5 protein-coding genes and 1 tRNA gene are annotated in these 5,371 nt (G+C 47.9%); 1 reads left to right on the forward strand and 5 read right to left on the reverse strand.

What is annotated here, in order from left to right; genetic code table 11:
• Positions 1-159: 159 nt before the first annotated feature.
• Positions 160-250: transfer RNA gene (locus tag CAG65_RS19825), tRNA-Ser, on the forward strand.
• Positions 251-363: 113 nt separating this feature from the next.
• Here CAG65_RS19825 and icmH read toward each other — a convergent pair.
• From icmH to CAG65_RS19850, 5 genes are read right to left on the reverse strand one after another with little or no spacing between them, the layout of a single operon-like run.
• Positions 364-1,155 (reverse strand): type IVB secretion system protein IcmH/DotU, encoded by a 792-nt coding sequence (icmH, locus tag CAG65_RS19830; protein WP_040902490.1) that lies wholly within the window; start codon positions 1,153-1,155, stop codon positions 364-366.
• Entirely contained in the window at positions 1,152-2,477 is a 1,326-nt protein-coding gene (gene tssK / locus CAG65_RS19835; protein WP_021704987.1) for a type VI secretion system baseplate subunit TssK, read from the reverse strand. The genes icmH and tssK overlap by 4 nt, the downstream gene beginning before the upstream one ends.
• A gap of 11 nt (positions 2,478-2,488) precedes the next feature.
• The gene (gene tssJ / locus CAG65_RS19840) at positions 2,489-2,989 is read right to left on the reverse strand and encodes a type VI secretion system lipoprotein TssJ (protein WP_021704986.1); all 501 of its coding nucleotides are present in this window, start codon (positions 2,987-2,989) and stop codon (positions 2,489-2,491) included.
• The gene (locus CAG65_RS19845) at positions 2,982-4,493 is read right to left on the reverse strand and encodes an FHA domain-containing protein (protein WP_161454737.1); all 1,512 of its coding nucleotides are present in this window, start codon (positions 4,491-4,493) and stop codon (positions 2,982-2,984) included. Before CAG65_RS19845 ends, tssJ begins: the two co-directional genes overlap by 8 nt.
• A 10-nt stretch (positions 4,494-4,503) precedes the next feature.
• Complete coding sequence (locus tag CAG65_RS19850) at positions 4,504-5,106, reverse strand: outer membrane beta-barrel protein (RefSeq protein WP_021704984.1); 603 nt, start codon at positions 5,104-5,106, stop codon at positions 4,504-4,506.
• Positions 5,107-5,371: the final 265 nt, after the last annotated feature.

Consider the following 5,371-nt stretch of genomic DNA (forward strand, 5'->3'; position numbering starts at 1 on the left):
AGTATGAATAGAGTATTTACGTCACAAAATTAGTATTTATAAGCATTTTTAGTAGTTTAGCACGAGTTTGACAATCGGCTAGTTAACGAGCAACCGCGCCGTTTACCTCGATTCTTCGCTTTACAAGCCTGTTGGATATTCCTATCATAGCGCCCACATGGAGAGATGGCTGAGTGGTTGAAAGCACCGGTCTTGAAAACCGGCATACGTTAATAGCGTATCTAGGGTTCAAATCCCTATCTCTCCGCCACTATTGAAAAAGCCCGCTGAATCTTCAGCGGGCTTTTTGCTATATCCTTAAACGGAAAGTGTTTAGACAAAGAAAAACCCGCGTTAAAGCGGGCTTTTTCAACACCATAGCTATTATTGGTACACACCCAGAAGTTGCTGGTACTTAACATCGATCAGCAGATAAGACGCCGCGTACATGGCAGCAAAAACTAGGGCGGTCACACCGAGTATCATTTTCGGTGAGATGACCCGCTTGAGCGGCTTCTTAAGGTATTTCGCCTTAAGATTGACCAACGAAACTTTCTCTTGTTCCGCAAGACGGTCATCCCGAATCAGACGATAAATAGTATTGCCAATTTCCGCCAGTTGCTCGTTACCACGCTCTTCACGGCCAAATTTACCTTTAAAACCAAGCTGTAGCAGCAAGTACAGAAACTCAATTACATAGCGATACTTTCTTGGTTCTGCTTTCAGGCGCTCAAGGATAACGAAAAACTTATCACCGCCCGATGTCTCATTGTGAAACTCGGCCAACAAGCTATTCTGACTCCAACGACTATTGGTGCCCCACTCCTGCGCCAGTACCGCTTCGTCGACCGCAGCACATAAACAGTAACGCACCACCAGAATGGTCGCCCGGTCGATTTCCATCTCATTGAGCTTGCGTTCACCTTTGCGAATTTCTCGTGCTACCTGCTCGCGAAATGGCATTGGATCGTCCAGCCATGGAATCGAGTCCATACAGGATAAACTCGCAATCAGCCACGAAAACTGATCCACCAAGGGGTTAACCCCCATGGTGGAAATATCCAGATCATCCACCGCAATATTACGCGACAGATCCGGCGCCGGCATAACCTCCATAGGCTTGCCGGGCTCAGGCTGAAAGAGAACAACGGTTACATCATCATCTGCGTAACTCATAATCTCACAGCCCACAGTTGTAGTGACAGGTTAGCGAACTCACCCGCTACGTGAACAGCGATCGCAGCGGCATTATTCAGCGCCATCCACTCTTCGCTGTTGCGATCCAGTTCGAAATAGGTGTAACCGGCGTGGTATGGCAAGGCGCGTGGCACAACTGGCATCGGCTTGATGCTAATGCCTGGCAACTGCAAGTTGATCAACTGACGGATGTTGTCGATAGAACCGATCTTCACCTGACTTACAAATTGTGTATGCAGGATATCCAGAGGAACATCGGCTTTCACCGCAAGGATGAACGTTGAAGAATCAACAATTCGCTGATCCGGAATCGGTGCAGTGCGAATACCGTAATTCTGCTCTTTCAGCGTCAACGGAATTGCGCGCTGCTCAGACATAACGCTCAAGGTCATCTTCGAACTTTCCAGTGTACGGCTCATGCATGCCGTTAGGTCAGCGTGATTGTATTCCACATACTCTTGCGGGCGACGCGCAGAAGAACATAAGGTCGACAATTCGCCTTCTGCCTGCAGCAGAATTCGATACAAGGATTCCGGATGCACCCCTTCCGTCGCGGCAAAATGCCAGAACAGTGGTTCATAACGATTCAATGCCTGAAGCAACATAAAATCAGAAACCGATGAAACCCCCTGCTGATCCACCACGCCCAGGCGCTGAACAATGGATTCTGCGCGATGACGCAGCATCGAGGCAAATTCGGTCACGAATTTATTCAATACCGTCGACGCTTTGATATCCAGACAGGTCGGGATAAAACTCTCATCCAGAACAATACTGCCGTCTGGTTTTACTTCAGAAATCTTGAGGATCGGAATTGAGGTAAAAGCACTCTTATCTTCATGATCGTACATCAAACAAAAATTCAGCTTCCCGACCATGATATTAGCCATGTCTTCACTGTTGTAACATGAATCCACAGCTTCTTGTGGGTGCATGGAATAACGAGCACCATCACGTTGCGTACCGAATAATTCTGAGCGCTCTGAAGGCAAAGGGCAGCACAAATACACGACTTTGTCAGTGACTGACGGATCCACTTCTTTTACTTCTGGTAGATCGGCCAGCAGCGGCAGTTCAAATGGGGTACGATCCTGCAAAACCCCCTCTGCACGGGTAATACCGATTTTTCCGAGCGCCAGCAGTTCCGTGTTGATCTCTAGACGCTTAATTCCCCAATGCAGTGGCGCACTGTATGTGCTAAGCATACCACTCGCTTTTCCCTGAGCCCGGTCGAGCTGCTGGAAATGCTGTGGCTTCATGAACATACCATCTTGCCATACAACTGGATTATATAAAGACATGTTCGATTTCCTTAAAAATAAGTCTGCTCGATACCTTTCGTGGTATCAGAGATCATTTCGCTACCTTCCAGTTTCAGTCTCAGGAAGTATTCTGTTTTCTCTTCGATAGCTTCCACTTTGCGCCATGAAGAGCCATTAATGTCACGAAACGCGACCGAGAAACCCAGCGCTCGAGTGGTAGGGTCCAGCTCGATCAGCTCATGGATTTTTTCGCCTGGCTTTATCTGATACTCATAACGTTTGATGTATTCATCACCCAGTGCCGCCTTGTCGTTTTCAAACAACGCAAAGAAATCCAAACTCCGAAACAATACCGGCGAAGTCAGTTCATGTACTCGCATAATGACCGGCGATGGCTGGCCGCCATCTCGAACGTTCAACACGTCCGACGCTTCGATCACCAGTTCAATCGAGGAGGTTTCCGGGGTAATACCAGAAGATTCTTTAAACTGCTCCCACATCGCGCAGCCCGATAACAAAAACAGTGTCAGGGCGACCGTCAACTTACGCATGTTTCACCTTTAAATTCTTATGATACTGTTCTTTGATTTTCTTCTGAGCAAAAGCGCCACTGGTGTCCGACATTCCCTGACGTTTGTTGTGGTAGAAGTTTTCATACTTACTCCACAGCTTACCCCGGGTTACAAACTTAGACTCTGCGGCGATTTTCTTGGCAAACTGCTCTGGATCACAATCAGACACTTCTGCATAAATCGCATCACTCACCGCTTGGTTGTAATGCGAGCGGTGCTCGTCAAGTTCATCCAGCATTTGTTCGATCAACTCATTCGGAGACAGCAGGTTCTGTTGATTAAGGCTCAGCATCAATTCCGTCAGATTCGTGGCCAGAGTTTCCTGCTCCCCTTGCTGTTTAAGATCTTCGACTTCACTCAGGTCTTTCTGCAGTTTATCTATGCATAAGCGCAGACACGCCCCCATCTGCTGAAAGAGCTTGGGATCTGCCGACTGCAAGCTGGAATCAGAAATACCCAACCCCTGGAAAAACGCAGCATGCACCGCGTCATGAGTAGCTTGAGCTGGTTCTTGCTGCTCATGCTGCACCATTGCCATGGTTTGCGGCTTCGGTTCTTCTTGCTTAGGTTCGGTATTAGATTGAGCAGGAATTGGCTGAGTCACTTCTTCCCAGTACGCAGACCTGGACTTAGGTTCCGCCGGTTTTGGTGCTGGCGCCTCAGTTGAAGGTGCCCTATATGGCGCAGCCTCAGGCTGGGTAGCCTGCATCACCATATCTGACTGAGGACGAGGTGCAGCCGGCTGTGGTTCTGGCTGTGGTGCCGGATTCACTTCTACTGGTGCGGCTTGAGGAGCGGGCTGAGGTTGCGATGTTGTTTCGCCAGCCATCCAATCTTCAGGGATCAGGTTAGGGGCTTCAAACTCTGAATAAATACTGAAACTATCATCAGGGATCTGACGTTTGTATTCATTCGACTTTGGCACCTCTTTCTGGGTGTTCTCGTCGCGAATCAAATGGTCATCTTCGATTTGCATGGCAAAATCAAGATGAGCGACCGGATCATGAGTGTCGACTTGCTCGCTCTTGGTCTCCATAAACAGCTCTTCGATGCTTTCGACTTGCTGCTCTTGATGCACGATATGTTCGCCCAGACCGACTAAGGGGTCGGTGGAATCGCGATCGGGTACAATGTCCGCAGCGATGTCAAGGTTACTAGTCAACTGTTCAAACGCCACTGAGATTTCGTAACGTCCCAAGGCGATTGAATCGCCTTCTTGAATCGAAATTGGCTGATTTTTCAGAATACGATTACCGTTGACTAAGGTCCCATTGGTACTGACATCACTGATGTAGTAAGTATCGCCATACACGCTGATCAAGCAGTGTGTACCAGAAATGAAGCGGTTGTGATCCGTCAGCGCAACAGTGCTCCCGGCATTCCGCCCTATTGAACCACCACTTTCTGGCATCTCAATATGTTTAGAGCCGGTGTACTCTTCCGGGCACTTGGCAATATAAAGAACGAGTTGACTAGTTCGCATACCGATTTCCTTAGAACAGCAACGCGACTGAGAACTCTACGCCACCCAGACCATCGTTATACACAGGTAAAATGTATGATGCCTGAGGCACGATTTGCAGATGCGCATCTGGGTTGCCACCCAGCTTGATAACAGTGCCAAGTGTCGCAACGGCGCCGACTTCAAACTGATCGATATCGTCAAGTTGCTCGCCGTAACGGTAGCCTTCACCGTCAACGACCCAACGATTAGAGTACTGAGAGTATGCCAGAGACAGGCCAGCACCCACATACGGAGTAAACCAGCCCCAGTCTGCCAGTGCGTATTGAGGTACCACACGCAGCTCGTAACTGGTGACTTCCTGATAAATCCCGTTTGATGGTGCATCCACAGATTCATCCAGGTAGTTCAAACCTAACCACCAACGCCAGCGATTATTGCTCTCATCGATTGGTCGGGTATGCAGCAAACCGTAGCGAAGCGCATCAGCTTCACCACTGGTACCTTCGTCGTAGTCGATACCTTCGATACTAAGCATACTCACGCTACCACCGTAACGCTCGCCTTTTGCCACTGCGCTGCTAGAAACGGCACACATCAAGAGTGCCAAAGCGATATTGATTGGCTTCGCCATTATAATTTTCCTCGGCCGAAAATAAGGTTTCCTTTTTTATTGACACGCGAAGATACCAAGCTATCGCCCTTTTTCAATATCCCCTTCCGAGAGCGCTAATAAATAGCTCATTATGACAACGAGATTAGTGAAAACATCTATACTTTTAGTAAATTCAACACCCGTCAAAACGTTGTCACTCTATTGATTAATATGTAAACAAATTAGATTTGTGAATATTATTTGTGGTGTTTTTTTAATCACAAATAAATAGATAACATTAGCA

Source organism: Vibrio sp. V39_P1S14PM300 (genome assembly GCF_009904765.1).
Lineage (GTDB): Bacteria > Pseudomonadota > Gammaproteobacteria > Enterobacterales > Vibrionaceae > Vibrio > Vibrio proteolyticus.

Coding starts and splice junctions, on each gene's coding strand:
- icmH (WP_040902490.1), bottom strand. CDS start 1,155: ATGAGTTACGCAGATGATGATGTAACCGTTGTTCTCTTTCAGCCTGAG.
- tssK (WP_021704987.1), bottom strand. CDS start 2,477: ATGTCTTTATATAATCCAGTTGTATGGCAAGATGGTATGTTCATGAAG.
- tssJ (WP_021704986.1), bottom strand. CDS start 2,989: ATGCGTAAGTTGACGGTCGCCCTGACACTGTTTTTGTTATCGGGCTGC.
- CAG65_RS19845 (WP_161454737.1), bottom strand. CDS start 4,493: ATGCGAACTAGTCAACTCGTTCTTTATATTGCCAAGTGCCCGGAAGAG.
- CAG65_RS19850 (WP_021704984.1), bottom strand. CDS start 5,106: ATGGCGAAGCCAATCAATATCGCTTTGGCACTCTTGATGTGTGCCGTT.